Source organism: Ruminococcus sp. (assembly GCF_016283395.1).
In genome coordinates, this window is sequence record NZ_JAEEMU010000049.1 from 52,845 (window position 1) to 73,840 (window position 20,996).

Sequence of the window (20,996 nt, forward strand, 5' to 3'; positions counted from 1 at the left end):
TAATACCACCATAGACATAAAGAAAGACTTCCCTTTTCGGGAAGTCTTTCTGCTATATGGAGTTCATAAACTGAGCTTGATTTCTTACCAGTTAAGTTCCTCAATATTCATGTCATCGTCATTCTGCTTGTTGTATCCGCCGTTTTTAATTTCTTTCATTATGTCAGAAGGTGTCTTGAATTCCTCTGCTTCATCATCAAACTTATAATTTGTGGCTTTGAATATTGTGCTCGGAGTTCCATCTTCTTCATGGATCTCATAAGAAAGTGTTATACCTGTTGCCGCATCAATTTCAGCTGTATAATCATAATTAACATATCCTTCTCCGTGTCCGCTTATGCTGACGATAGTTCTTCCGTTTTCTGTTCTCTCGCCTGTTATCTCCCAATCATCACTATTAAGAATGTCAGTAATATTTGTGCCGCATGGTATTGTATTTATAGTTACCTTGGTATCATACCAGCTTCCAAAGCCATAGACAGAAGAAATACCATACTTTTTATCAGGAGCATCCAGGAATATATAACCGGTATTTACCAAATCCATATCCCTTGCTAAATACTCTATGGCATAGAGTTCATTCTTATCCTTTATTGCATAAAGCTCTGATCTTATCAGCTTATCATCGTAATAAACATTTTGCTCTCCGGATGCTGTAAGAGTTGTATTGTCAAGATATATCTTGCCTACCATTGTCTCAGGCTTCGGACGGTATTCATTATGCATAATAGTATAGCTGTATTCAGCTGAGAACTTATCAAAAAATACCTTTTCAGTCAGGACATCAGCTCTTTCTTTAAGCTCTTCCTTAGTTACGCTGAATTTCTTCTCAGACTGCTTTTCTCCGTTTGATGCAGTCTTTTCTGTTGCCTTTTCTGTTACCTTTGCATCACCTGCAACAGTTGTATTTACTGTAGTTACTGATGTTGTAACTGTAGTTTTACCTGTCTTTTCTGTACCTGTGCCTGTTCCTATAACAGTTGTTGATGTGTTTGTAACATCTGTAGTAACCTCATTCAATACAGGCTCAGGAATACCTGGTTCGCTGTTATTTCTGAAAAGATATGCTCCTCCACCGATCGAACCTACTAATAATACTGCTGCTGCAGCTATGCTTGCTATTTTTGTCATACTAATTCTCCTCTCGTACTTTTCAACGCCGCTAACGACGTCTGTGTATTCGTTATGCTCAATATTTGCTCTGCGCTGTGCCTTTGCAAATATCTCATTCTTCTTAGCTTCCTCCGCCATGAGTCTCTCAACGGATGCTTTATCCGCACTGCGAAGGGTATCTATTATTTTCTTTTTATTATTCATATTTACCCTCCTTAAAGAGTTATACCGTCAGCTTCAAGGATCTTTTTCAGCCGCTTCATGGCTCGTCCGCAGCGCATTCTTACTGCCGTCGGATTAAGTCCTACCATTTCGGCTATCTCCTTAGAGCTTTTTTCGTAGTAATACTTCTGAATAATTATTATGGAATCAGGAGGCCCAAGCTCGGACACTTTGCTGAGCAGAAGCTCTGATGTTTCAGACTTGTCGGTATTTTTTTCGATGTCCTCTTCATCTGCTATCTCTGCCATGCTTTCATCGTCTGCGGATACGTTTCTGCCCGTCTTTGCCGCCAGTGAACGTCTCATGCTTATTGCAGCATTTCTTGCCACTGTACCTACATATGACTTCAATGAACATTCATCATCAGGTCTGAGCTTCATCATGACCGAGGCAAATACATCTATAACACATTCCTCCGAATCATCAGTACTGCCAAATCCACTTATTATCCTGTTCACTATTGAATATACATAACTGTAATATTTATCAAAAAGAGCACGTTGTCCCAGCGGCGGTGTTTCACGCATCAGACTCAATATCTCATTATCAGTCATATGCTTTCTCCTTTGTATTTTTTTAAGATCAGATCTGTTCTTCACCTATAGTAACGCATCGCGTTTATCATGTGTAACACATTTTTTTGAAAAATTTTTCGTGTCCGTTTGGACTGTTTTAAGATCAGACCTGTCTTTCAACTATAGTAACGCATCGCGTTTATCATGTGTAACACAATTTTTTGAAAAATTTTTCGTGTCCGTTTGGACTGTTTTAAGATCAGATCTGTCTTTCAACTATAGTAACGCATCGCGTTTATCATGTGTAACACATTTTTTGAAAAATTTTTCAAGTCCGTTGGGACTGTTTTTTTAGATCAGATCTGTTCTTCACTTATAGTAACGCAAGTGATACACAGTGTGTAACACCATTTTAGCATTTTTTATTTTTAAGTGCAAGAATTTATATTATAAACAATAAATTTGATACTTTTCTCCTTGCAAAAGGTTGCTTTTTTAATAAATTTGTGTTATAATGGTTCCAACACTTTAGCGCATTAGACAAAAATAATAAAAAGAGGTGAAAAACTATCAAGATACTACTTATCGGCGGCACAGGCACTATCAGTATGGCTGTAACAAAACTCCTTGCACAGCAGGGACATGAAGTCATTCTCCTTAACCGCGGCTCGCGAAATGAACAGCTCCCCGAGGGAGTAAAAACTATTCAGTGTGATATATCAGACGAGGCTGCAACTGCAAAAACGCTTGAGGGTATGAGCTTCGACTGCGTTGGCGAATTCATAGGCTTCGTACCTGCACAGGTCGAACGTGACTTCCGCCTTTTCAACGGAAAAACAAAGCAGTACATCTATATAAGCTCTGCTTCTGCGTATCAGAAGCCCCTTTCAGACTGCGTTATCACAGAGAGCACTCCCCTTTCCAATCCGCACTGGCAGTATTCAAGGGATAAGATAGCCTGTGAGGAATACCTTATGAAGCAGTACCGCGAAAACGGATTTCCTGTAACTATAGTCCGTCCCAGCCACACCTACGATGAAAGATCGGTACCATTGGGAGTCCACGGCGACAATGGAAGCTGGCAGGTGGTGAAGCGTATAATGGAGGGCAAGCCCGTTATCATTCATGGCGACGGATCTTCACTCTGGACTATCACCCACAATAGCGACTTCGCAAAGGCTTACGTGGGACTTATCGGAAATATCCACGCTATAGGTCAGGCTTTCCATATTACATCTGACGAGAGCGTCACTTGGGATCAGATATACTCTATCATCGCCGATGAGCTTGGTGTGGAGCTGAAAGCCTGTCACGTATCTTCAGACTGGCTCAATGCTGTAGGTCCTTACGACTTTGAGGGAACTCTCCTCGGCGACAAGGCTTGTACAGTTATTTTCGACAACTCAAAGATAAAACGCGCAGTACCAGATTTCAAGGCAACTGTACGTGCAGATCAGGGCATCAGGACTACTGTGAGATACATCCTCGACCACAGGGAATGTCAGATCGATGATCCCGAATTCGATAAATGGTGCGATAAAATAGTCGCTGCTATGGAAAAGGCTAAAAACGATTTTTTAAACTGAGACATATTATACTTATTAAAAGGGAGGAATTACACTATGGAAAATTTTCAGTTTTACAGTCCGACTGAATTCATTTTCGGCAGAGATTCAGAAGTAAAAACAGGAGAAATGGTAAGTAAATACGGCGGAACTAAAGTCCTTATACACTACGGCTCGGGTTCGGCTGTAAGATCGGGACTTATCGACAGAGTAAAGGCTTCGCTGGAAGCAAGCGGCATCGCTTATACAGAGCTCGGCGGCGTTAAGCCAAATCCCCGTGATACTCTTATCTATGAGGGCATCGAATTATGCCGCAAGGAAGGCGTTGACTTTATCCTTTCAGTAGGCGGCGGTTCGTGTATAGACTCTTCTAAGGCTATCGCTCTGGGCGTGCCTTATGACGGCGATTTCTGGGACTTCTACGGCACAGGCAAGACCGTTGAAAAGGCTCTGCCCGTTGGTACTGTCCTCACTATCGCTGCGGCAGGCAGTGAAGGTTCGGGAGCTTCTGTAGTAACAAAGGAGGAGGGCTGCCTTAAACGTGATGTAGGCTCTGACCTGCTCCGTCCGCGCTTCTCTATCCTCAACCCCGAGCTTACTTGCTCTCTCCCTGCTTATCAGACAGCCTGCGGTGCTACTGATATCATGGCTCACGTTTTCGAGCGCTATTTCACCAATACCCGTGAAGTCGAGATAACAGACCGTCTCTGCGAAGCTGTTCTCCTTACTATGATAAAGGAAACTCCCCGTGCTATCGCTCAGCCCGACAACTATGACGCCCGTGCAAATATAATGTGGGCAGGTACTGTTGCTCATAACGATATTGTCGGTGTTGGAAGAAGTCAGGACTGGAACAGCCACGCTATCGAGCATGAACTGTCGGCTCTCTATGACTGCGCTCACGGTGCAGGACTTGCCGTTATCATGCCTGCATGGATGGAATTCGTATACAAGCACGATGTTATGAGATTTGCTCAGATGGCTGTCCGCGTATGGGGCTGTCAGATGAACTTTGAATTCCCCGACGAGACTGCGCTCGAGGGTATCGCCTGCTTCAGAAGCTTCCTGCACAGTATCGGTATGCCTATAAACTTCGAGCAGCTTGGTGCCAAAGAGGACGATATACCTAAGCTTGTCAGAAAGTTCGGCATAGGCGACGGCAAAACAGGAGGTTTCGTTCACCTTTCTGCTCAGGATATTGCATCTATCTATCGTATCGCAGCTAACGCAGGCTTATGATATACGATATATCAAGGGAGATGTTCTCCACTCCCACATTCCCCGGCGACCCTGTTCCCGAAAAATCGGTGCATATGGGCTTCAATAAGCCTGTACCCGATGTATATCAGGTCACAAAGATAAGCATAACAGGTCATACGGGGACTCACGCTGACGCGCCGAGACACTTCATACCAGAGGGCAAGGACGCTGCTGAGGTGGAATTATCCCGATGCATAGGCAGGTGCAGAGTTGCTGAACATAATGGCAGCCTTACACCTGAGGATATACGCCGTATGTCAGAACCTGATGTGAAAAGGCTGCTTATTAAGGGCAATATCATCGTTACCCCCGAAAGTGCAGCGGAAATAGTAAGCTGCGAACTTCTGACATTAGGCGTTGAGGGCATGACTGTGGGCACAGAGGGTACTATCGCTCAGATACACCGAATTCTACTTGGCGCAGAAGTATATATCATCGAAAATCTCGACCTCTCGGCTGTACCCGTGGGAGATTACTTCCTATCGGCACTTCCGCTGAAAATGGCAGGTCTGGACGGCTCTCCCGTCCGCGCCGTGCTTATGGACTTCGAGTGATATCGCCTGTAAACAGCGCTATTGCTGCGGCAAGGAGCGGAAATGCTTCACGTCCGCAATAATATACTGCGGCTGCCGAAAGAACTATCATAAACAGTTTAACGGCAGTGAGGATATGCATGACTGCTCTTTCACGGACAGTCCCCAATGAAAGCAGTGATATTATTGCTCCGCCGTCGAGACTGCGGTAAGGCAGCATATTGTATACGGCAGCGATAAGGTTGAGCTGTGCAAAACTCCCGTGATATCCGCATATACTCAGCAATACATATAAGAGAATATTGGCGGCAGGTCCTGCAAGCAGTACGTATAGTCTGCTTTTGTCTGTGACTCTGCCGCCTTTCTGCGTCCCTATGACTATCCCTGCTCCGCTTACATCAACTGTGGATATACTGCCGCCTGTATGTCTCAAAGCTGTGAGATGACCTGCTTCGTGAAGCAGGCATACAGCGTAAAAGCTCAGGACAAGTCCGCTGCTGCGCATAAGGAATATCAGAGCATTGAACACCAAAAACGAAAAATGCACACGTACAGCTGCTCCACATATTCTAATGCTTATCAATTACTTCCCTCAGCAGGTCAATAGGATTGACTATAACATAGCTGCTGTCTGATGCAAGTCCTTTCAGTCTGGTGAATACAGCTTCTGTTATTTCGGGATAAAAAAACCTGCCGCAGCAGAACATTACTGCCAAAATTATGCATAATACAGCCTGCGTAGCTATAACGTCATCGGTTTTGTTTTTTCGTTTCCTTTCGTATGTATCGAGAAGCTCCTCTGTGGTGTCCTGCTCGGCTTTTTCTTCATTTCCCATAATATCACCTCTGTAAAAAATATGCGAAAAAAATGAAAAAATGCAAAAAAATCCACGTTTTTTTCTGAAAACGAGGTATATAATAGTCTTGCGGAATTATCCGCAACTAAATCAGAGGTACAAAAAATGAAGATAAATATTCCTGCTGCACTGCTTACCGCTGCCGTTATGCCTTGTACAGCCGTTGTGGCTGCTGACAATACCAAAATAGGTTACGGTCAGGGTACGGCTGTCGATGAAAAGAACCGTCCCGTTGACGCAGTACAGTTCAACAGCCGATTCGGCGACCTTGATGCCTTCGCCCTGTCGGAGGACGAGAACAGAATAATCATCACCTTTGATCAGGGCTATGAAAACGGTTATACCGCAAAGATACTCGATACCCTGAAAGAGAAAAACGTTCAGGCTATATTCTTCCTCACAGGCTCTTATGCAAAAACAGAGTCCGCTCTTGTAAAACGTATGATAGACGAGGGGCATATCCTCGGCAATCACGGCATGACTCATGCAAGTCTGCCGACTCTTTGCGATGAAAACGCTAAAGAAGAGATAATGTCGCTCCATGACTATGTATTGAACAACTACGGCTATCAGATGCAGTACTTTCGCTGTCCATGCGGCGAATATTCAGAACACGCTCTCGAAATCATAAAGGAATGCGGCTATAAGTCACTGTTCTGGAGCAGTGCCTACGTGGACTGGAACACAGACGCTCAGCCCAATCCTGCCGAAGGACTGAAAAAGCTCACGGATATGGCTCACGGCGGAGAGATACTCCTGCTCCACTCGGTATCTGCTACCAACGCCGAAATACTCGGCGACCTTATCGACAACTTCCGCGCCAAAGGGTATACTGTATAAAAACGGGGACGTATAGTTGTACTGCTCATATAGAAGTATATATGCAATTATCGGGGAAAACCTTTCTGAGGAAAGGTTCTTCCCCGAACCCCTTTCCAAAGACTTTTTAGCTGTTTTTTTCTCAGATAGGGCACGCCGATAACCAATAAGCCCTGTAATTATACAGAGCGTGCCCTATCTGAGAAAAAATAAAACCAGAAGTTTTAGGGAGGGAGTTTGAGGGAGGACCCTTTTTCAAAAGGGTCTCCCTCAATAGTGTATATAATATCTCTATCTGAACAATAACATTATACCGTTCGCGTTTTTATGCCAGTCTGCCCTTGATAACAAGTGTGCTTACGCCTGCTTGTGTTGTCCACTCGCCTGTCGTTTCGTCCTGCACAAACTGTGCGGCAGGTACTGTCACCTGACCGTCAAGGCTTGTAAACACACCTGTTGCAGTATCGTAAGCATAGTTTGTGCCTGATACCCATGCTGTGCCGTTGAACTCGGCTGTAAGTCCGCTGAGTGCAGGAGTAAAGGTATCGCTGAATACTACATTGTCAGCAGCTTCTGCGGCATTTGTTCCGAAATTCTGTATTACAAAGGTATAGGTCACTTCACCGTTCTCCTCTACAGCCGCAGGACTCAGTGACTTGCTGATAGCAAGGTCTATACCCTCGGTGTAGGAAATAGTCTCTGAAGCTGAAACAGGTTCAAAACCTGCACCACTTACTGTAACTGTGTTTACTATCTCACCGTCTGCACCAAGAGGAGCAAATCCGTTAGTATCTGCTGAATATACCAGCATTGCATTGCCGCCTGCAGGTACATTTATACCTGTAACTGTGAGCGGTGAAAGTGAAACTACGGCAGGGGCTGCCTGCTGTACACCGTTTACATAATAGCAGAGAGTACCCTCATTGTAGGTCAGCGGAACAGCTGTGCCGCCTGTCTCGCCGAAGGTGTACTCGCCTAAATTATCTGTGACTGTAAGTCCGTTATAGCAGCTCGAACCTGTATTAACAATACTTACCATATACACATTCTTGCTGTCCTGTGAATAAATGTCGGGAACTGCATTGACAGATACTGAAAGCACTTCAAGTATCTCGCCTGCTGTTATATTTGAACTTGCAACTGTTCCGTTGTAGGAAAGAGTTGCCTGATTATAGAATGTTGCCATAATAATATCCTCCATATGGCGGCTGACCGCCGTATTAAGGGAGGGAGTCCCCTCCCTCGGTAATATTATATGCAGCTCCATGATTTTGCGTGAAATAGCAAAGCGCACTGATGAACAGTGCGCTTTCTTTATATTGAAACATATTCTTTGTCGGTATTCAGCGGCATAATATGCTCGTCTATACGTTCGCGTGAAATACCGTCGCCAATGACGATAAGCACGGGCTGTCCCTCATCTACAGGGGATATCTCTGTCTTTTCACGGGTAGCGTTGACTTTCAGCCAGCCCCCTTCTATTGGCAGAGACCCCTTTATCCTGAATATACTGCCGCAGCTCTCATCGTTCATTATCCTTTCGATAAGCGGCGATATCTCGTTCCTGTCAATATTTATATGCATGAAATAGTGTACCGAGCTCTGTATATCCTCGGGGCTGAACTTCTTCACATAGCTCGAACCGCGATAGCCTGCATTTTTGAATAGCTTGTAGTCATCATCGTCAAAAGTCTCCCAGTCTTTAGCTATCATATCACGCATAGTCAGTCGGCGGTCACAGCGTATATTTTCAAGAGCATGATTAACGTGAGATAAAATACGCTCAGCAGCCTGCTCAGCCGTTTCGTTCTTTATATTTCCAAGCTTGCTGAGAATAAGCTTTCCGCAGCAGGCTGCCTCTGAGCCGAGGAGATATTCCATTTGCTCAGAAAGCTGCTCTTCCATTTCCGCATCTACAATGGTGAGCACGCTGCCTATCTCGAACCACCTGTCAAGTGGGGACTCATGCAGTATGTCGAAGAATTCGTCCATATCGAATATACCCGAAGGCTCAACAAGTACACGGTCAAAATGCTGCATACCGAGAGATATGAGCTGGGTTTTGAAGCGCCTCCTGTGACAGTCCGCATCGCAGCCCCCTGCTATCATTTCAAGGCGGCAGTTGTCGCATTTAAGCTCCTGCAATATCATCATATCTATATTTACAGCACCGAAATCGTTTTCAAGAATGGCGATATTCTCGCCTTTATCTATGAAATGCCGCGCATATTTCATCAGGAACGTGGTCTTTCCCGAACCGAGTATTCCCGTTATCAGGTCTATTTTTGTCATAAAGAACTGCCTCCTTCATATTTCAGTATAACATATCGGCTCATTCAAGTCAAATGTATATCTGAATATTCAGGAAGCAGTTCATTCATTTTCTGACTGCCTGTGCAAAGGCGTTCATTTTGTCGAAGTCCTTGAAGCCGTCCACCTCAAGGCAGGAGCTTGCGTCCACTGCATAAGGTCGGAACGTTTTCACAGCATCTGCAACATTTGCAGCTGTAAGTCCGCCTGCAAGGAAGTATTCACGTTTTATCTCACCGATGATTGACCAGTCAAAGGTCTCGCCCGAGCCCTGTCCCGAATCAAGCAGCACATAGTCCGCACAGCTGCTTTCAGCGGCTTTTATATCGGCTTCCGAGCGTACTTTATATGCGCGTATGACGCATATCCCGAGCTTTTTTAGTTCCGCTGCGTAATCCTCGCTCTCTTCCCCGTGAAGCTGTACATCTCTTATTGCACCGCTGCGGACTATGTCGATAACGTCCTCTATGGGAGAATTTACGAATACTCCCACAGGTGTTATACTGCTGTCAAGTTTTTTCGTAAGCTCGGCAGCAGTCTCCGGCTGTACATATCTCTTACTGGACTTTGCAAATACATAGCCGATATACTCGGGCTTTATCCTGTTTGCATATTCAATATCGGTTTCTCTGCGCAGTCCGCACATCTTTATCTTTGTCATATTATCCTTTCAGCTCAGCAAGCTTCGCTTTCTTATCGGCTGCGCGCATAAGAGTCTCGCCTATGAGAACTGCGTTGACTCCTGCTTCACGAAGAAGCCTTATATCCTCTGCGGACTGAACTCCGCTCTCGGAGACGAAGCTCACGTTTGCGGGAGCAAGCTCACGCAAACGGCGGCTGTTGCCTGTATCTACAGAAAAATCCTTTAAATTACGGTTGTTGACACCGATTATACGCGCACCTGCGGCAACAGCCGTGCGAAGCTCCGCTTCGTCGTGAGCTTCGACGAGAGCTGATAATCCCAGCTCATCGCATACGCCGATATATTCACTTATCTGCTCCTGAGTAAGTATGGAGCATATGAGCAGAACTGCCTTTGCGCCGAGAAGCTTTGCTTCGTATATCATGTACTCATCGACTGTGAAGTCCTTACGGATACAAGGGATACTTACATTAGACGCTATCTCACGGAGATATTCGTTACTTCCAAGAAACCACTTAGGCTCTGTAAGTACGGAAATGCAGTCAGCTCCTGCTGCCTCGTACTCCTTTGCAATGGCGAGATAAGGGAAGTCCTCTGCTATTATTCCCTTTGACGGAGAAGCCTTCTTGCACTCGCAAATAAAAGCGATATCGTCCTTTTTCAGTGCATTTTCAAACTCGAACTTTCCCATTGGCAGTTCAAGTGCCAGCTTTTTTATATGATCTGCTGAAATATCTTTCTTAGCAGCCTCCACACGCTCACGGGCATAGTCGGCAAGCTTATCAAGTATAGTCATTTTCCACCTCAGTTGTTTGATTCAGCGATAAACTTATCCATTGTAGCAAGTGCCTTGCCGCTGTCGATAAGCTCGGCAGCCTTTGCAACACCGTCTGCCATAGACTCAGCCTTGCCGCCGATATATATAGCAGCACCTGCGTTGAGAAGAACTGCGTTTCTCTTGTGTCCCTTTATCTCGCCTGCAAGGATACCGCGTGTTATGGCTGCATTCTCCTCAGGTGTACCGCCCTTGAGGTCGTCCTTTGTGCAGCGTTCAAAGCCGAACTGCTCCGGAGTTATCTCATAGTTCTTCATCCAGCCGTCCTTGTACTCGCATACAGCTGTAGGCGCACTCAGTGATATCTCATCGAGCTTATCTGTACCGAATACTACCATACCGTTCTTTGAACCGAGTTTCATAAGTACCTCTGCAACAGGCTCAAGGAGAACTCTGTCATATACACCGAGAAGGTGATGATTAGGACAAGCAGGATTAGTCAGCGGCCCGAGTATATTGAATACTGTACGGAAGCCTAACTCCTTGCGGATAGGTCCTACGTACTTCATTGAAGTATGATACTTCTGTGCAAAGAAGAAGCAGAAACCTACACTTTCAAGAAGCTGGCTGCACTTCTCGGGATCAAGGCTGATATTTGCGCCGAGAGCTTCGAGACAATCAGCAGTACCCGAAAGAGAAGATGCAGCACGGTTGCCGTGCTTTGATACCTTTATACCTGCTGCTGCAATAACAAATGCGGAAGTTGTCGAAATATTGAAGCTGTGAGCATTATCTCCGCCTGTTCCGACAATTTCAAGAAGATCCATGTTATGTTCGAACTTTATTGCTGCATCACGCATAGCTGCTGCACAGCCTGTTATTTCATCGATAGTCTCAGCCTTTGTGCTCTTTGTGGAAAGAGCTGACAGAAATGCTGCGTTCTGTGTGGGAGTTGTCTCTCCTGCCATGATCTCGGAAATTACCTTGTATGCCTCATCATATGTCAGATCCTGCTTGTCAACGATCTTTTCGATTGCCTCTTTGATCATAATAAAAACTCCTTTATAAATTATAATTTACGTTTGTAGGGGACGGCGTCCTCGACGTCCCTTGTAGGGGCGGATATTATCCGCCCGTGATACAACAATAATATCTACGGGGCGATGTGGGCATCGCCCTCTACAATATAACTGCGTACCTGCGGGCGGCGGAACGCCGCCCCTACAATGGGCTAATGGCTAATGGCTCAAAGCTGAATTATGCTTTAGCAACTGCTTCTTTCATTTCCTTAACGTATTCACCTACATAAGGTGCTGATTCCTTGCCGTACTTTTCAAGTATCTTGATTATAGCCGAACCTACGATAGCTCCGTCGGATACAGCTGCCATAGACTGTGCCTGCTCTGGCTTTGAGATACCGAAGCCAACTGCACACGGTACATCTGTGTTTTCACGTACTACCTTTACGAGATCACCGATGTTTGTTGTTATCTCGCTTCTCATGCCTGTTACTCCGAGGCTTGAAACGATGTAGATAAAGCCCTCTGCTTCCTTTGCTATCATTGCGATACGGTTCTCAGAAGTAGGTGCGATAAGTGAGATAAGGTCAACTCCGTACTGCTTTGCTACTGCTGAAAACTCATCTTTTTCCTCAAACGGAAGATCGGGAAGTATGATACCGTCAACTCCGCACTCGCAGCATCTTGCCATAAATCTCTCTGCATCGTAGGAGAATACAACGTTTGCATATGTCATGAATACAAACGGTATCTTTACATCCTTGCGGAGCTCCTTTACAAGCTCAAAAACCTTGTCTGTTGTGACTCCGCCTGCAAGTGCGCGGATATTTGCGCCCTGTATAACAGGACCTTCTGCTGTAGGATCGGAAAAAGGTATACCCAGCTCGATAAGGTCTGCACCGTTCTCTGCTGCTGCACGAACTACCTTTGCAGTAGTTTCAAGGTCGGGATCACCGCAGGTTATAAATGGTATGAATGCCTTTCCGTTTTCAAATGCTGATCTGATATTACTCATAGATATCCTCCCCTCTGTAACGTGCGATAGCTGCACAGTCCTTATCGCCGCGTCCTGATACTGTTACGATTATTATTTTGTCCTTGTCCATTGTTGGAGCAAGCTTCATAGCATAAGCTATAGCGTGTGCAGACTCTATTGCAGGGATGATACCCTCTGTACGTGAAAGGTACTCGAAAGCATTTACTGCTTCGTCATCTGTTATCGGAACATACTCTGCTCTGCCGATATCGTGGAGATAAGCGTGTTCAGGACCTACACCAGGATAGTCAAGACCTGCTGAGATGGAATAAACAGGAGCTATCTGACCGTATTCGTCCTGACAGAAATATGACTTCATACCGTGGAAGATACCGATTCTGCCTGTATTAACTGTTGCAGCTGTCTCGAATGTGTCGATACCTCTGCCTGCTGCCTCACAGCCGATGAGACGTACTCCCTCATCGGGGATATAGTGATAGAAGCTTCCGATAGCGTTTGAGCCGCCGCCTACGCAAGCGATAACTGCATCGGGAAGTCTGCCCTCAGCCTCAAGTATCTGAGCTCTTGACTCACGGGAAATAACTGCCTGAAAATCACGTACTATAGTCGGGAACGGGTGTGGTCCCATAACAGAACCGAGGCAGTAATGTGTATCCTCGATACGTGAAGTCCACTCACGCATTGCCTCTGAAACAGCATCTTTAAGTGTAGCTGTACCTGTTTTTACAGGAACAACGTCAGAGCCGAGGAGCTTCATACGATATACGTTAAGAGCCTGACGCTTTGTGTCCTCTTCGCCCATGAACACTACGCACTCCATATCAAGGAGAGCTGCTGCTGTTGCAGTAGCAACACCATGCTGACCTGCACCTGTCTCTGCGATAAGTCTTTTCTTACCCATTTTCTTAGCAAGAAGAGCCTGTCCGAGAACGTTGTTTATCTTGTGTGAGCCTGTGTGGTTAAGGTCCTCACGCTTTAAGTATATCTTAGCACCGCCAAGCTCTCTTGTAAGCTTATCTGCACGGTAAAGAAGTGAAGGTCTGCCTGCATAGTTGTTGAGAAGCTCTGTAAGCTCCCTGTTGAACTCGGGATCGTTCTTATAATGATCGTAAGCCTCTTCAAGCTCTATGATCGCATTCATAAGCGTTTCGGGGATATACTGTCCGCCGTGAACACCAAATCTTCCTTTTGACTGTGACATGATATCTTTCCTTTCAATTTATATTTATTGTTTACGCAGAATATCCAGCGTATGATTTGAAGCACCGATCAAGTCCTGTCTCTCGCATATGGAGAAATGGTACTCCATGAATTTTTCAAATGTAAAGCTGTCCATAGCGTCGATACATTCACTGATGTAGTTCGCCGCTCCGTCGGCAGCTATAAGCTTTATCCTTTCAACTGGCAGCTCAGAGTTAAGTGAGTCTATATCCTCTGTCCGCACCAGTTCAAAGAGCTCTTTTGGTTCGCTCTTGCAGTGCCACTCGGGAGTGAGCATATCGTTATCCAGTACCTTTTGCAGATTGCCGTGGAGAAAAGCGTGCTGTATTACCGCAGCTTCGTTCATGCAGTAGGCAGCAAGGATATATCCGCCTTGTTTTGTAACTCTCACCGCTTCGCTAAGTGCTCTCAGCATATCCTCACGGGTATAGAGGTGATACATGGGACCGAGAACGAGCGTAATATCGAAGCTGTTATCCGAAAATCCTGACAGGTCAAGAGCATTTCCCTGTATGGCTTTGAGCTTCTCAGTACCGTCAAGCTTGGCTCTCAGCTTTTCAAGATTGTGCTCAACAAGCTCAACCGCCGTCATACTATGCCCCTCTTTCGCAAGAGTCACGCTGTAACGTCCAGTACCTGCACCCACTTCAAGTATCTCAGCCTGCTGAGATTTGAGGTATTCGTGAATGTACTTCATGGTGGTGAGGTACTCCACCTGTCCCGACTGTGACAGGAGCCTGCTTTCCTCGTCATAGACTTTGTAAAAATCTTCAAGATAGCTCATGGCTTGTGACCTCCTGAGCTGAACTTATCCATTTCCAGACTTATAAAGCCCTCTATCATATTTTTGTAAACAGTAACCGCAATATTGGGCGGAGCTCCGTAATTTCGAGCCTTTTCACCAACTCTTTCAAGAACAGCCTTTACTCGGTCGGGAGCTTTTACATCGCTCTCGTCCTTTTTGAAAGCAGCCGCCTGTCGGACATATTCAGCACGTTCAGCGATAAGCTTTATTATGCTGTCGTCTATCCTGTCGATATTTGCTCTTACTTCTTCAAGAGATGAACATTTCATCGTATCACCTCCGTATTTTCAGCATTTTATCCGCACCTTTCTGGAACAGATAATCTGTTTTCAGTATCTCCGTCTTATAGTCACGGCTGAAATACTCTATGACTCTTTCCGTAAGCTCTGATGCATTGCTGTCAAGGTCGCAAAGAGGAAATATCCTGACCTCTTTGCACACTCTCAGCATCTCGCTTATAGCAGCAATGTGGAAATCATATCCGAGAGCATCATACATAAGCAGAAAATGCGAGCTCAGTCCGATATCGAAGCTAAGGTCGTCATATGGCAGCCTTTCGGGAAGTTCATGGCAGATATATCTGCCCTCGCGCTTGCCCTGCCCGAAATCTTCAAGGAACATTTCCATAGCCGACATACGTATGCTTTCAAGCTCTTCGACGCTCTTTATCCTGTCCCAGACGTAGTTTTCTGAGTTTTCCCTCATCTGATCTATAATGATATCCCTGACCTCGTTTATACGCTCTCTCAGCTCCTGTGCCGAAAAGCTGTATACAGGATCAAAGGACGTAACGTCCGAGCCTGCTGCTGATGCCTGACGGTTGAAGCTTGCAGGTCCGTCACCGAAGCCTGCTATCCTTTTTTTCATGTCGTCCTCGCTCAGCAGGAACATCTCTCTGTACTCGCTGATATTCCTGCCCCACGGCACGACCTTTTCAAGCTTCATGCCCATAGGCTTACAGGTTTATGAAGTTTTTGAGCATTATCTTTCCATCGGGAGTCATGATCGACTCAGGGTGGAACTGAACGCCATATATCGGGTATTCCTTATGCTGAACTGCCATTACCTCGCCGTCATCGGCTAAGGCTGTTACTTCGAGACAATCGGGAAGCGTACTTGCATCTGCTGCAAGAGAATGATATCTCGCAACGGGAGCTCCCTCGTCTATTCCCTTAAATAACGGGCTGTTGTTCATAAAGCTTATAACGGACTGCTTTCCGTGCATAAGCTCCTTTGCGTAGGTAACTGTTGCACCGTATGCTGCGCATATTGCCTGATGACCGAGGCAAACACCGAGAGTCGGTATCTTCTGACACACTGTTCTTGCAGCCTCGATGATTATTCCTGCGTCCTCGGGACGTCCCGGACCGGGCGAAAGGATTATGCGCTGTGGGTTGAGCTTTTCTATCTCCGCAACAGTCATCTCGTCGTTTCTTATTACCTTTATATCAGGCTCTATAGCTCCTATAAGCTGATACAGATTATAGGAGAAGCTGTCATAATTATCTATGAGAAGTATCATGCGTCTGCCTCCTCTGCAAGTTTAAGGGCGTTGACTACTGCCGCCGCCTTGTTTATGCACTCCTGATATTCCTTTTCGGGAACTGAGTCTGCAACTATTCCTGCACCGCTTCTTACGAATACCTTGCCGTTCTTCTTATATGCGATACGGATAGCGATGCAGGTATCAAGATTTCCTGTGAAGTCGATGTAGCCTATTGCTCCGCCGTAAATTCCGCGCTTATTGTTTTCGAGCTCTGCAATGAGCTGGCAGGCTCTTATCTTCGGAGCACCCGAAAGCGTACCTGCGGGGAGTACGGCACTTACTGCGTCTATACCGTCAAACTCTTCCCTGATCTCTCCGCGTACTGTAGAGCCTATGTGCATTACGTGTGAATATCTCTCTATGCTGTGGAGCTTTTCTACCTCAACGCTTCCGAACTTGCTTATCTTGCCAAGGTCGTTTCTTCCGAGATCGACAAGCATATTATGCTCGGCAAGCTCCTTTTCGTCCCTGAGAAGTCCTTCCTCAAGCTCCTTGTCCTCTTTTTCCGTCTTTCCTCTCGGTCTTGTGCCTGCAAGAGGGAATGTGTGGAGGACTCCGTCCTCAAGCTTTACGAGAGTCTCAGGCGATGCACCTGCTATCTCTACATCTGTTCCCGAAAAATAGAACATATAAGGTGAAGGATTTATAGTTCTCAGCACTCTGTAGGTGTTGAGGAGACTTCCCTCAAACTCAGCACTGAGTCTGTTTGAAAGAACTATCTGGAAGATATCACCCTCGTGGATATGATGCTTTGCCTTTTCCACCATTCCGCAGTACTCTTCCTTGCTGAAAAGTGCTGTAACTTCACTTTTAAGGTGTCCTGCGGGTTCTTTCTTACGGTCGCCGTTTCTGAGCAGGTCAGCCATTTGCTGGAGTTCAAGCTTTGCCTTGTTGTAGCCTGCTTCGCCTTCGGCAAGCTTCATATTTGCTATAAGTATGAGCTTCTGACGGAAGTTGTCGAATGCGATGACCTTATCAAAAAGCATAAGGTCTACATCCTTGAAGTTCTCGTTGTCGTTGGTCTTGATGCGCAGTGTCTTTTCTGTATAGGCAAGGAAATCATACGAGAAGTATCCGACAAATCCGCCTGTAAATGCAGGAAGATAATCAAATTTCGGACTTCTGTACTTTGCAAGTATCTGTCTGATCTGTACAGACGGATCATCTGATGTCATTTTAACATCGCCTATGGTGAGTTCATTTCCACAGGCAGTTATCTGAGTCTTCGGATTAAAACCGAGGAATGTGTATCTGCCCCACTTTTCCTTTTCTGCCACAGATTCAAGCATATAGCAGTGTGTGGAAACATTTTTCAGAGTCATTATAGCCTCGATAGGAGTACAGATATCAGACATTATCTCACAGCTTACGGGAACAATGTCATATTTTCCGCTCTTGGCTATTTCTTGTACTGTACTGAATTCGGGTAAAAATTTCATAAAAGCACCTCCGCTGAACTGTCATGGAAAAATAAAAAAGTCCTTGACAGAACAAAATGATCTGTCAAGGACGAATATATACTTATATCCGCGGTACCACCTTGATTCACGGCTTTGCCGTGCGCTTAACAGGATACTATCATATCCCTGATGCTTAACGCACATCCTAACGTTGCAGAATACTCTGGAATATATACGTTTCTGAGCGAAATCTCAGTTCTGTCATTACCCATTTGACTGCACCCTCGGCGGTCCATTTGCTAATCTGTTTTTCACCTGACTCTCAGCATCGCAGGCTCTCTGTGGAAGCATAATTAACTTTATCTCCGCGTCAACGGTTTACTCATATAATTATTATAGCACTTGGACTTTTTTATGTCAATAGAATTCAGATATTTTTTATATTTAATCAAAGCTCATATGATGATGCCGCTGAAATGGTCTATCTCGTGCTGTATTATCTCTGCCTCAAAATCGCGGAATATTCCGCGGCGGCGTTTGAATTTCTTATCAAGATACTCCACTGTGATTATACTGTGGCGCGTAACGGGACGAACTCCGTCAAGCGAAAGGCAGCCCTCCTCGGTATCATATGTCTCCTTCGACTTATCCACTATGACAGGATTTATCATAGCCACGTACTCATCGCCTATAAGTGCCACAAGTATAGTCTTATGCACTCCTATCATATTGGCAGCCATACCCACGCAGCGTTCCTCGTTTGCCTTTACCGTGTCGAGAAGATCGCGGACAGTCTGCATATCCGCTTTAGTTGCCGCTTCTGATCTTATGCTCAGTATCTCTTTATCTCTGACGATTTCCTTTATCATGCCCTTTGCCCTTTCGTTTTTTGTTTTATCATAACACATCGCTCCACAGCTGTCAAGGACAATGAGAGCTGCACATAATTTTTGATACAAAAATGTTTACATCAAAGATAAAAAGTGATATAATAATATAGACCATAATTTTTTATATTGGAGAATTATATGGAATTCAAGAAAAACACTGAACTGATCGAAAAGCCCGACCATGCTCACTATCCTGTATGCAAAGGAAGGCTTGACGAAATAGAAGATATAAGCCGAAAGACCTTTTTCTACACACTTGCTTCATGCGCTATAATGGCATTTTTTTCTCTGCTTCAGGTACCTATGCACTTAGTAGGCTGGGTACCGCTTATGTTCACTATCCAGGATACTGTCGCATTCAACATGGGCGCAGGCTTCAGCCTTTTTCAGCTGTTCATGTGTCTGGTCATTACAGGAATATCTCTCATTGGCTGCTCGAAACACAAAATAGCCACTGTTATCATGTTCTTTCTGTACGTTCTTACTTTTGTCTGTTCATTGATCGCAAGGGTCTCGGGATTTGATTTCATAACTGTTATTATCGGCATTGGCGGAATGTATGTCAGCTTAGGTTCGCTTAAAGGATATTCGGATTACAAGCAGCTGAGGAACACAGAGGGCTTCCCAATATTCAGCACTGTCCTCGCCGACCATGATGACATGAAGAAAAACAGTCCCAACGGCTATAACAAAAGACATTTTGAAAAGCTTCTGCGCGAAAAAGCTTTGCGCGAACGCAATATAAATCCAAATGCAGCAGGCGGCAGGCAGCCTGTCCCGAACCTTACTAAGCCGCAGTCTGCTAATACGAAAGATATCGGCGGAATGCCTGCACTGAACGTCGCAAGGCAAAACCGCAATTTATCGGTGGGACAGAAATTCATACCCAAAGATCATAAAGAGGTGTTTTTTTCTGACAGTACGCTAAAATTGAAATAAGGGGGACATATTATGTTTGCGAAGGTCTCAAGTCTCGGACTTTTCGGACTCAATGCTTTTCCTGTTGATGTAGAGATAGATATCAGCCGCGGAAATCCGCAGTTTGAAGTAGTCGGACTGCCTGATACCGTTGTAAAGGAGAGCCGCGAAAGAATAAGGGCAGCTCTGCGCTCATGCAGTATAAGCTTCCCTGTAGCCTCGGTAATGATAAATCTTGCGCCTGCCGACACCAAAAAAAGCGGTTCTGTGCATGATATGGCTATATTTATGGCAATTCTCCGCGGTATGCGCATGATAAGCGAAGACCTTGACGGCTGTTCGTTCATCGGCGAGATATCCTTAAACGGCGATATCCGCAGGATAAACGGTGTGCTCCCTATGGTCATGCTTGCCCGTGAACTGGGAATAAAGTCTGTATTCGTTCCTGCTGACAATGCAAAGGAAGCCTCTGTTATCGACGGTGTGGACATATATGCTGTAAATAACGCAGAAGAGCTTATAAGACATTTCCGCAACGAAGAGAAGCTTGCTCCCTGTGAGCACTACGTTCCTTCCGAGGCTGCATATACCGAAACTCTCGATTTTGCTGACGTAAGAGGACAGCAGTCAGCGAAAAAGGCTCTTGAGATAGCTGCGGCAGGCGGACATAACGCACTGCTTATAGGTTCACCCGGAAGCGGAAAGAGTATGCTCGCAAAGCGTATGCCCTCCATACTTCCGCCGCTTACCTTCGAGGAAGCACTTGAAACCACAAAAGTTCATTCGATTTCGGGACTTCTTACTCCCGAAACTCCCATAATAACAAAAAGACCGTTTCGCTCGCCTCATCATACCATATCCTCGGCAGGACTGGCAGGCGGCGGCAGTATCCCTCACCCCGGAGAGGTATCCCTTGCTCATAACGGACTTCTTTTTCTGGACGAGCTTGCGGAATTTGACCGCAAGACACTGGAGATACTCAGACAGCCCCTTGAGGACAGAAAAGTGACTATTGCCCGTGCATCAGGAACTATCACTTACCCCTGCACTATTATGCTCATAGGTGCAATGAACCCATGTCCCTGCGGATATTACGGTCACCCAAAGAGAAAATGCATCTGCCCTAAAAACAAAGTTGCATCATACCTTTCAAAGATATCAGGTCCGCTCCTCGACCGTTTCGACCTTCACATCGAAGTTGCGCCTGTGGAATTCGGCGACCTTTCCTCGAAAGTCAAGGAAGAAAGCTCCGCCGAGATACGTAAGCGTGTTATGGCGGCAAGAGCCGTACAGGAGGAGCGTTTCAAGGGCACAGGCATTACCTGTAACGCTCTGATAACTCCCGATAAATTACAGGAGCTTTGTCCTATGGACGATGCTGCCGAAACACTTATGAAAAATGTATTCGACAGGCTTGGTCTCAGCGCGAGAGCCTACGACCGTATACTGAAAGTATCAAGAACTATCGCAGATATCGACGGTTCTGAAGTAATAAAAAAACAGCACGTTGCGGAAGCCGCTCAGTTCAGGAGCCTTGACCGCAAGTACTGGAACGAATGATTAGCGTGTAGGGACGACCATTGGGCGT

The 20,996-nt window shown here is 45.5% G+C and carries 23 protein-coding genes; 6 read left to right on the plus strand and 17 right to left on the minus strand.

Annotated elements, in window-relative coordinates:
- Positions 1-84: 84 nt before the first annotated feature.
- Together QZZ41_RS12670 and QZZ41_RS12675 are read right to left on the minus strand one after the other, a co-directional pair.
- Positions 85-1,317 (minus strand): hypothetical protein, encoded by a 1,233-nt coding sequence (locus tag QZZ41_RS12670; protein WP_295072771.1) that lies wholly within the window; start codon positions 1,315-1,317, stop codon positions 85-87.
- A gap of 11 nt (positions 1,318-1,328) precedes the next feature.
- A complete protein-coding gene (locus tag QZZ41_RS12675; protein WP_295072774.1) occupies positions 1,329-1,889 on the minus strand; it encodes a sigma-70 family RNA polymerase sigma factor in 561 nt (186 codons plus the stop codon).
- 530 nt (positions 1,890-2,419) lie between these two features.
- Here QZZ41_RS12675 and QZZ41_RS12680 point away from each other — a divergent pair.
- The 3 genes from QZZ41_RS12680 to QZZ41_RS12690 are packed head-to-tail and all read left to right on the plus strand — an operon-like array spanning position 2,420 to position 5,229.
- Positions 2,420-3,436, plus strand: a complete 1,017-nt coding sequence (locus QZZ41_RS12680) for an SDR family oxidoreductase (protein WP_295072867.1) — start codon at positions 2,420-2,422, stop codon at positions 3,434-3,436.
- Positions 3,437-3,472: 36 nt separating this feature from the next.
- The gene (locus tag QZZ41_RS12685) at positions 3,473-4,654 is read left to right on the plus strand and encodes an iron-containing alcohol dehydrogenase (protein ID WP_074718005.1); all 1,182 of its coding nucleotides are present in this window, start codon (positions 3,473-3,475) and stop codon (positions 4,652-4,654) included.
- Positions 4,651-5,229: a cyclase family protein gene (locus tag QZZ41_RS12690; protein ID WP_295072779.1), complete on the plus strand. Its 579-nt coding sequence runs from the start codon at positions 4,651-4,653 to the stop codon at positions 5,227-5,229. The genes QZZ41_RS12685 and QZZ41_RS12690 overlap by 4 nt, the downstream gene beginning before the upstream one ends.
- Here QZZ41_RS12690 and QZZ41_RS12695 read toward each other — a convergent pair.
- Both QZZ41_RS12695 and QZZ41_RS12700 read right to left on the minus strand, forming a co-directional pair.
- A complete protein-coding gene (locus tag QZZ41_RS12695; protein WP_295072782.1) occupies positions 5,213-5,791 on the minus strand; it encodes a hypothetical protein in 579 nt (192 codons plus the stop codon). The two genes, QZZ41_RS12690 and QZZ41_RS12695, sit on opposite strands and share 17 nt — an antisense overlap.
- A complete protein-coding gene (locus QZZ41_RS12700; RefSeq protein ID WP_295072784.1) occupies positions 5,778-6,044 on the minus strand; it encodes a hypothetical protein in 267 nt (88 codons plus the stop codon). The genes QZZ41_RS12695 and QZZ41_RS12700 overlap by 14 nt, the downstream gene beginning before the upstream one ends.
- Positions 6,045-6,170: 126 nt before the next feature.
- Between QZZ41_RS12700 and QZZ41_RS12705 the strand changes: the two genes are divergently transcribed.
- Positions 6,171-6,905: a polysaccharide deacetylase family protein gene (locus QZZ41_RS12705; protein WP_295072787.1), complete on the plus strand. Its 735-nt coding sequence runs from the start codon at positions 6,171-6,173 to the stop codon at positions 6,903-6,905.
- Positions 6,906-7,209: 304 nt separating this feature from the next.
- Here QZZ41_RS12705 and QZZ41_RS12710 read toward each other — a convergent pair whose 3' ends face one another.
- From QZZ41_RS12710 to QZZ41_RS12770, 13 genes are all read right to left on the minus strand, one after another.
- Positions 7,210-8,070 carry a hypothetical protein gene (locus tag QZZ41_RS12710; RefSeq protein WP_295072790.1) on the minus strand — a complete coding sequence of 287 codons (861 nt, stop codon included), beginning with the start codon at positions 8,068-8,070 and terminating at the stop codon, positions 7,210-7,212.
- Positions 8,071-8,198: 128 nt separating this feature from the next.
- A complete protein-coding gene (locus tag QZZ41_RS12715; RefSeq protein WP_295072793.1) occupies positions 8,199-9,176 on the minus strand; it encodes a GTP-binding protein in 978 nt (325 codons plus the stop codon).
- Positions 9,177-9,261: 85 nt separating this feature from the next.
- Complete coding sequence (locus tag QZZ41_RS12720; RefSeq protein ID WP_295072796.1) at positions 9,262-9,855, minus strand: phosphoribosylanthranilate isomerase; 594 nt, start codon at positions 9,853-9,855, stop codon at positions 9,262-9,264.
- 1 nt (position 9,856) lies between these two features.
- Positions 9,857-10,633 carry an indole-3-glycerol phosphate synthase TrpC gene (gene trpC / locus QZZ41_RS12725; RefSeq protein WP_295072799.1) on the minus strand — a complete coding sequence of 259 codons (777 nt, stop codon included), beginning with the start codon at positions 10,631-10,633 and terminating at the stop codon, positions 9,857-9,859.
- Between the two features lie 8 nt (positions 10,634-10,641).
- The gene (gene trpD, locus QZZ41_RS12730; protein ID WP_295072804.1) at positions 10,642-11,661 is read right to left on the minus strand and encodes an anthranilate phosphoribosyltransferase; all 1,020 of its coding nucleotides are present in this window, start codon (positions 11,659-11,661) and stop codon (positions 10,642-10,644) included.
- A 208-nt stretch (positions 11,662-11,869) separates the two neighbouring features.
- Positions 11,870-12,646 (minus strand): tryptophan synthase subunit alpha, encoded by a 777-nt coding sequence (gene trpA / locus QZZ41_RS12735; protein ID WP_295072807.1) that lies wholly within the window; start codon positions 12,644-12,646, stop codon positions 11,870-11,872.
- Positions 12,639-13,829 carry a tryptophan synthase subunit beta gene (gene trpB / locus QZZ41_RS12740; protein WP_295072810.1) on the minus strand — a complete coding sequence of 397 codons (1,191 nt, stop codon included), beginning with the start codon at positions 13,827-13,829 and terminating at the stop codon, positions 12,639-12,641. Before trpB ends, trpA begins: the two co-directional genes overlap by 8 nt.
- 24 nt (positions 13,830-13,853) lie before the next feature.
- Positions 13,854-14,633, minus strand: coding sequence for a class I SAM-dependent methyltransferase (locus tag QZZ41_RS12745; RefSeq protein ID WP_295072813.1), 780 nt, complete (start codon positions 14,631-14,633; stop codon positions 13,854-13,856).
- Positions 14,630-14,923: a chorismate mutase gene (locus QZZ41_RS12750; protein WP_295072815.1), complete on the minus strand. Its 294-nt coding sequence runs from the start codon at positions 14,921-14,923 to the stop codon at positions 14,630-14,632. The genes QZZ41_RS12745 and QZZ41_RS12750 overlap by 4 nt, the downstream gene beginning before the upstream one ends.
- A gap of 4 nt (positions 14,924-14,927) precedes the next feature.
- Complete coding sequence (locus tag QZZ41_RS12755; protein WP_295072818.1) at positions 14,928-15,599, minus strand: SAM-dependent methyltransferase; 672 nt, start codon at positions 15,597-15,599, stop codon at positions 14,928-14,930.
- Positions 15,600-15,609: 10 nt separating this feature from the next.
- Positions 15,610-16,176, minus strand: coding sequence for an aminodeoxychorismate/anthranilate synthase component II (locus QZZ41_RS12760; protein WP_295072821.1), 567 nt, complete (start codon positions 16,174-16,176; stop codon positions 15,610-15,612).
- On the minus strand, positions 16,173-17,639 hold the full coding sequence (gene trpE / locus QZZ41_RS12765; protein WP_295072823.1) for an anthranilate synthase component I: 1,467 nt from the start codon (positions 17,637-17,639) through the stop codon (positions 16,173-16,175). The genes QZZ41_RS12760 and trpE overlap by 4 nt, the downstream gene beginning before the upstream one ends.
- Positions 17,640-18,055: 416 nt before the next feature.
- A complete protein-coding gene (locus tag QZZ41_RS12770) occupies positions 18,056-18,469 on the minus strand; it encodes a peptide deformylase (RefSeq protein WP_295072826.1) in 414 nt (137 codons plus the stop codon).
- Between the two features lie 159 nt (positions 18,470-18,628).
- On the opposite strand from QZZ41_RS12770, the gene QZZ41_RS12775 reads away from it, so the two are divergent.
- Both QZZ41_RS12775 and QZZ41_RS12780 read left to right on the plus strand, forming a co-directional pair.
- Positions 18,629-19,429: a hypothetical protein gene (locus QZZ41_RS12775; RefSeq protein WP_295072829.1), complete on the plus strand. Its 801-nt coding sequence runs from the start codon at positions 18,629-18,631 to the stop codon at positions 19,427-19,429.
- 12 nt (positions 19,430-19,441) lie between these two features.
- Positions 19,442-20,968, plus strand: coding sequence for a YifB family Mg chelatase-like AAA ATPase (locus QZZ41_RS12780; protein WP_295072832.1), 1,527 nt, complete (start codon positions 19,442-19,444; stop codon positions 20,966-20,968).
- Positions 20,969-20,996: the final 28 nt, after the last annotated feature.

Excerpts from the sequence above, each read along its gene's own strand:
- QZZ41_RS12675 (WP_295072774.1), bottom strand. The coding sequence starts at position 1,889 with ATGACTGATAATGAGATATTGAGTCTGATGCGTGAAACACCGCCGCTG.
- QZZ41_RS12720 (WP_295072796.1), bottom strand. The coding sequence starts at position 9,855 with ATGACAAAGATAAAGATGTGCGGACTGCGCAGAGAAACCGATATTGAA.
- trpB (WP_295072810.1), bottom strand. The coding sequence starts at position 13,829 with ATGTCACAGTCAAAAGGAAGATTTGGTGTTCACGGCGGACAGTATATC.
- QZZ41_RS12755 (WP_295072818.1), bottom strand. The coding sequence starts at position 15,599 with ATGAAGCTTGAAAAGGTCGTGCCGTGGGGCAGGAATATCAGCGAGTAC.
- QZZ41_RS12760 (WP_295072821.1), bottom strand. The coding sequence starts at position 16,176 with ATGATACTTCTCATAGATAATTATGACAGCTTCTCCTATAATCTGTAT.
- QZZ41_RS12685 (WP_074718005.1), top strand. The coding sequence starts at position 3,473 with ATGGAAAATTTTCAGTTTTACAGTCCGACTGAATTCATTTTCGGCAGA.
- QZZ41_RS12715 (WP_295072793.1), bottom strand. The coding sequence starts at position 9,176 with ATGACAAAAATAGACCTGATAACGGGAATACTCGGTTCGGGAAAGACC.
- QZZ41_RS12705 (WP_295072787.1), top strand. The coding sequence starts at position 6,171 with ATGAAGATAAATATTCCTGCTGCACTGCTTACCGCTGCCGTTATGCCT.
- QZZ41_RS12780 (WP_295072832.1), top strand. The coding sequence starts at position 19,442 with ATGTTTGCGAAGGTCTCAAGTCTCGGACTTTTCGGACTCAATGCTTTT.
- trpE (WP_295072823.1), bottom strand. The coding sequence starts at position 17,639 with ATGAAATTTTTACCCGAATTCAGTACAGTACAAGAAATAGCCAAGAGC.
- QZZ41_RS12670 (WP_295072771.1), bottom strand. The coding sequence starts at position 1,317 with ATGAATAATAAAAAGAAAATAATAGATACCCTTCGCAGTGCGGATAAA.
- QZZ41_RS12775 (WP_295072829.1), top strand. The coding sequence starts at position 18,629 with ATGGAATTCAAGAAAAACACTGAACTGATCGAAAAGCCCGACCATGCT.
- trpC (WP_295072799.1), bottom strand. The coding sequence starts at position 10,633 with ATGACTATACTTGATAAGCTTGCCGACTATGCCCGTGAGCGTGTGGAG.
- trpA (WP_295072807.1), bottom strand. The coding sequence starts at position 12,646 with ATGAGTAATATCAGATCAGCATTTGAAAACGGAAAGGCATTCATACCA.
- QZZ41_RS12745 (WP_295072813.1), bottom strand. The coding sequence starts at position 14,633 with ATGAGCTATCTTGAAGATTTTTACAAAGTCTATGACGAGGAAAGCAGG.
- QZZ41_RS12690 (WP_295072779.1), top strand. The coding sequence starts at position 4,651 with ATGATATACGATATATCAAGGGAGATGTTCTCCACTCCCACATTCCCC.
- QZZ41_RS12710 (WP_295072790.1), bottom strand. The coding sequence starts at position 8,070 with ATGGCAACATTCTATAATCAGGCAACTCTTTCCTACAACGGAACAGTT.
- QZZ41_RS12750 (WP_295072815.1), bottom strand. The coding sequence starts at position 14,923 with ATGAAATGTTCATCTCTTGAAGAAGTAAGAGCAAATATCGACAGGATA.
- QZZ41_RS12700 (WP_295072784.1), bottom strand. The coding sequence starts at position 6,044 with ATGGGAAATGAAGAAAAAGCCGAGCAGGACACCACAGAGGAGCTTCTC.
- trpD (WP_295072804.1), bottom strand. The coding sequence starts at position 11,661 with ATGATCAAAGAGGCAATCGAAAAGATCGTTGACAAGCAGGATCTGACA.
- QZZ41_RS12770 (WP_295072826.1), bottom strand. The coding sequence starts at position 18,469 with ATGATAAAGGAAATCGTCAGAGATAAAGAGATACTGAGCATAAGATCA.